The 5,100-nt window shown below is 57.6% G+C and carries 3 protein-coding genes and 1 pseudogene; 1 reads left to right on the top strand and 3 read right to left on the bottom strand.

Features of this window, described 5'->3' with window-relative positions; genetic code table 11:
* Both ENZ75_RS20210 and ENZ75_RS34375 read right to left on the bottom strand, forming a co-directional pair.
* Positions 1–1,215: helicase-related protein (locus ENZ75_RS20210; protein ID WP_281061253.1), on the bottom strand; the 1,215-nt coding region annotated here is incomplete at its 3' end.
* A gap of 315 nt (positions 1,216–1,530) precedes the next feature.
* Positions 1,531–1,704 (bottom strand): hypothetical protein, encoded by a 174-nt coding sequence (locus ENZ75_RS34375; protein WP_158515786.1) that lies wholly within the window; start codon positions 1,702–1,704, stop codon positions 1,531–1,533.
* 826 nt (positions 1,705–2,530) lie between these two features.
* On the opposite strand from ENZ75_RS34375, the gene ENZ75_RS20205 reads away from it, so the two are divergent.
* Entirely contained in the window at positions 2,531–3,910 is a 1,380-nt protein-coding gene (locus tag ENZ75_RS20205; RefSeq protein ID WP_063168136.1) for a tyrosine-type recombinase/integrase, read from the top strand.
* 241 nt (positions 3,911–4,151) lie between these two features.
* On the opposite strand, the pseudogene ENZ75_RS20200 reads toward ENZ75_RS20205, so the two are convergent.
* Positions 4,152–5,100: pseudogene (locus ENZ75_RS20200) on the bottom strand (hypothetical protein); the annotation flags it as partial.

The following is a 5,100-nucleotide window of genomic DNA, read 5'->3' as shown; positions in this document are numbered from 1 at the left end:
GGGCCAAGCGGTCGACCACGTTTTCCCGTCATGATCGAACCGGGCAATTCCGTCGGTGTGGAATTTCGCTTCCGGAAGCTCGGCGCGCGCCAGCAACCATAGGCGGCGCTCGAAATCGGACATGGTGCGTTCGATTTCCGTTCCCCGCTGCCGGAGCATGTCCACGATCGACGCGTCGAACAGGTCGAACAGTTGCTGGCGGGTCTCGGCCATATCGGCTTTGATCTGCTCTTCAAGCTCGGATTCGAGCTTCTTGAACGCCTCGTCTACCTGCGCTTCTGTCCGGCAACTTTGGACTACGGCCAAGACCTTCCTTTCGAAATCGATGCCAGATTCGATAGAGCCGAGAACCTGATCGCTCGCCCCGAACAGGCCGTCGAACAGGTTGAACTTGAATTTTAGAAGATCGTGAATCCGTTTTTCCGCCTGGTTTTTCAGGTTCAGCATGTTCACGACTGTTACGTCGATCTTCTGGCCGTAACGATGACAACGGCCAATGCGCTGCTCTATGCGCTGGGGATTCCAAGGCAGGTCGAAGTTGATGATCAGGGAACAGAATTGCAGGTTGATGCCTTCCGCGCCGGATTCCGTCGCGATGAGAATCGACTTGTCGTCCGACTTGAAGGCGCTCACGATGGCCGACTTCATGTCCGCGCTTTTCGAACCGGAGACAGCGTCCGTGCCTTCCTTCTCCTTCTTCCAGGCCGCGTAAACCTTCTGGCTCTCCTTGTCGCTGTTGCTACCATTCATCAGCACGATCTGCCCGTCATACCCGCTCTGCGACAGGATTTCAGCAAGGTAGCGCTGTGTACGGACGGACTCGGTGAAGATGACAGCTTTTCGCTTGCCGCCACGCGCGACCACTTCGTCGAGCACGCCCGGAAGCTGGCTAAGAAGCTTGTCGCCTTTCGAGTTAGAGCCGATGGAACGAGCAAGGGCAAGGTAGCCGTCAAGCTCTGCTATCTCGGCGGCCAGTTTCTTCGGATCGATGGCATCGGACGATGCGTCGCCCTCGTCGTCTTTTTCGCCCTGACCATTCTCCGCAGCCAACATAGCGTCGTCCGCGATTTCCTCGCCGACCTCCGCCGTGTCGTCGATGTCTTCAACGACGCTCTCATCGGCCACTTGGTTCTTCCGAAGCCTGCCAATGACATTTTCCAGAAACATGGTGATGGCAGCGACGGACGAACCGAGCGTCTTGCGCGCTCGGCCCATTTCTGCGCGATGACCAAACAGGCTTCGATCGTTTTGCCAAGCCCGACCTCATCGGCAAGGATCACCCCTTTTGACAGCGGAGAATGCAGCGCGAAGCGTGCGGCTTCGACCTGATGCGGCTTCATGTCGACGCGAGCGGTGGAAAGAGACTTGGCGAAGGCTTCGTCGGATCGGCCCTCCAGCATGATACGGTTGGCGAAATATTTGCTGTGATAGTGTGTATAGTTGGTCATTGGGTGCCCACCCGAGAATCGCGGGCCATATGAACAGGATGGATTGATTCAGACAAGCGCCGGGTTGATCACTGGAGTCGGTTCACTCCGAATGCCACAGAATGATTGCAGCGGCGCTAGCAAGGGCAAAAAAGTCGCCTAAGTCCTCGGCAGCGATCAGCCATTCTTTGCAGACATCGAAAGCGGCGAGCGCCGCGTCAATCTCGTTGAACTCATGGATACCGCCAAGATCTTTGCGCTGGTGCGCGATCTCCAAGACAGCCGGATTGACGCTGACAGCGAGCGAGCAACGTGCATGAGATGAATTTCTTAGACCCTTGTGAATCTTAGTAGGCACAAACTATTTGCATACCAACCCCACGCTTCGCGATAGGGTCGTGGCCGGCCGTGTTAGCTGCGCTGGACACCGGCAATATTGTTCGGAGGGAAAGGCGCTCTTCGGAAAACGTCGACGATATGAGCCCCCTGCTGGGCACGTAGCATCGCGGCCAAGTCAAATGGCTGCGTGGCGAGGGCACAAAACCACTCCTCTCCAGTTACGGCGTATCTATCTACGATCCGGTTCCAAGGATCAGGTTGCCGGAACCGGCGATGCAAGGCCGTGTGAATTGGCCGGCTAATCGGATATGGCGACCATGGAGAATAGTAGTTCTCGCAGTGGGTTTGAAGGCTCTCTGTGGAGCCCGAGATCGAGCAACGCTGGGGCTTTTGCAGCAAGCCCTTGTCGGTGAAGTGGTGTATCAATTGCCAGCCGCGAACTCGCTCCTCATGAGTGAAGCCATTGTAGGCAGGCATCTGGGGCCACCTCCAATCCGGAAGGCCAACGGGCTCAAACAGGCCCATAGAGTTTGCAACTGGATTCAAAATCTAACCCTGAGAGAGACCGAACTTTGCTAACCATATTGCTATACAAATTGCGATACAGAAACCCGTTAAATTACTGATTTTATCTAATATTCTATTTGACATGGCTCCGGCCCGGGGAGCCACTTAATCCAGAAAAGTCTTGAAACCCAAGGACTACAAGGGTTTCCGCTTCCCCAGAGATACACCGCGCGATACACTGCGGGGTACACTGAGCTATGAAGATTGACGTGAAGCACATACAGAAACGAGGCGTCGCCGGCTGGCGTTATCGGCGGAAAATTCCGAAGAAGCTCCAGGCCGCTGCGGGCAAGTTGGAAATCCTGGTCCCGCTCGGGGCGACCGAACATCAAGCACTGAAGGCCTACCCCAAGGTGCATGCCCAGGCAGAGCAGCAGTTGCGCCTTTGGTCGCGGCCGCACGATGCGCAAACCCTAGGCAGCTTGGTTGGCACCCCCACCTTGACCGACTTTGAGCACCATAGGCTGAACCGCACACGCCTTCGCGCGCTCAGTCTCGACCCCGAATGGACCGGTCCAGAGGACGAGGATGACCCCGAGGCGCTAGCTCGGGAGCTGATCGCGGAGCAGATTGCTGAGAAATATCCAGTGGACGACCGAGGCAATCCCGTTGGCATAGAGTCGGCGGACCGCGCCCTGATCCACGCCCTTGTCCTTGGTCAAAATCAACAGCGCCATGCCCCGACCTTGGAAGATGCCAGGAGGCTGTACCTCAAAGAGAAGGTTGGCACCGACGAAACAAAGAAGATGGAGCTTGAGCGAGTGTTCAAGCTCGTCAGCGCGGCGCTTGGCAAGGACAGGACACTAAGCAACCTCAAGCGGGAAGACGCCAAAGAGGTCAGGGACCACATGCTCGATGGCCGCAAAGCGTCGTCCGTGGACCGCTACTTGAATGTGGTCCGTGCGATGATCAACCACGCCATCAGAGAATTTGACCTCACCGGGGTCACCAATCCCTTCATGAACTTGGAGGCCGCGCCCAAGGACAAGGCAGAGCCTGATAAAGACAAACGCCGGCCCTTCACCCTTGATGAGGCTGCCGCCATCTCGGGCCGCCTTGTGTCACACGCCAAGACCGACCTCCAGCACATCTGGCGCATTCTTAAAGGGACTGGATGTCGCCTCGCCGAGGTCTCGGGTCTGCGGGTCGCAGACGTGCATCTCGAACATGCCATCCCGCACATCACGGTCGAGTGGCATGACGACCGCCGCATTAAGAATGCAGTGTCGCGCCGTAACGTGCCCTTGATCGGGGACGCATTGGACGCTGCAACAGAAGCCAAAGCTGCGGCGGGCAACGCGGCGATGCTGTTCCCAACCTACGGCAGGCCCAAGGGTGCGTCCTCAGCGTCTGCTGCTTTGGGAAAGCACGTTCGGGCTTGTGTAACGGACCCGAAGGCTACCACCCACTCGCTTCGCCACCTCATGAAGGATCGCCTACGCTTGGCCGGCGTCACGAAGTCGGACCAAGACATTGTTCTGGGCCATTCCTCAGGCAGCGTTGGGGAGGACTACGGTGGCGACGAGGCAAGACTTGAGATGGCCAGACGGGCGCTTGAGAAGGCTAACTCGCTCTGATCCAGTCCGGTTCTGCCTGGGGCCGCTCACTCGTTGCGCCACCGAATGGAGGACTTGCTGGTGATCGCTTGGGTCCCCGAGAAGCTCAAGCGGTCGATCATGGGCCACTCAGGGGGCGGCGCTGGGGACAACTACGGTGGCGAAGAGGGGCGGCTTAGGGTTGCAACTGAGGCGACGGAGAAGGCCTTCGCTGCGGTTGGCTAAGATAGTCGTCGCTTCCCCTCGCGGACGTTGTACTGCGCTAGCGCATAACTTTGCTGGTCTCAGCGATGATCTTGGGGATCTGCCCAATCGCAATCGTGTAGCTGAACCGCGCCACACCTTTTGCCTGCTTGTGCCTTGGCAGGCTGCGGACGACCCAGTCGTAAGTGCCCGACACCATGCATCGCTCATTGGCACAGGTGACTATGACGCTCTCGTCGTGGAGATTGTATCCCCGTTCCGGCCATCGTTGGAAATAGCTTCTCTTGTCGGCGATGATCGAGCTTAGGTCCGTTGGCTTTCCGTAATAATCGACGATGCCAGCATACGAATTTTGAACCTGAGCGATCGCCAAATCTGCGTTGTCGCCATGGTGCTCGATGAGCCCCTTGATAAATGCTACCGCCGCGCTCTCTAGCTGCCGCTCGTCTGCGCTGGCTTCAGCCGGGGCCGGAGTGGGCATTGGCGACACACGCGACGTGTCAACGGACGGCGGCGTGGTGGAAATGTTGGTTACGCGCAGTTCAGCCATCTCACTGGCGGAGAGATATCGCATATCAGACCTGTCGTAACTCAATGCTACGGCCATCAACTTGGGGTCCACGCCCATCTCGGACATGTAGGACATGATATCGGCAGTTACGGCTTGAACGTTCGCCACAGCCTCGTCGGTAGACATCCCGCTCTCTGGGGCGAAGGATGAGCGGTGAACACCAATAGAGCCCGGATCGGCAACACGGCGAACGCCACCCATGAAAGCCAAGGAGCAAGCCGACGCGCACTGCAACTGCCGGACTTGAAGCGTGTCAAGGCCGGCTGCCCGGATCATACGTCCAAGTTGCATTGCACTTCCGATACTACCCCCCTGCGAGTCGAATACGACCACTCTAGCCCCACTGCTTGTGACAGCGCGGCTAAACTCATTCAGAGGTTCGTTGACCCCAAATTCACCGGAGACGATGAGAAACGGAAGTTCGCCCGACGACGAT

The sequence above is a fragment of the Mesorhizobium sp. M7A.F.Ca.CA.002.04.1.1 genome (assembly GCF_004022805.1).
Lineage (GTDB): Bacteria > Pseudomonadota > Alphaproteobacteria > Rhizobiales > Rhizobiaceae > Mesorhizobium > Mesorhizobium ciceri.
This window is presented reverse-complemented; position numbering and strand designations above follow the sequence as displayed.

Bases quoted from the DNA above. Each gene is read 5' to 3' on its own strand.
- ENZ75_RS20205 (WP_063168136.1), top strand. From the start codon at position 2,531: ATGAAGATTGACGTGAAGCACATACAGAAACGAGGCGTCGCCGGCTGG.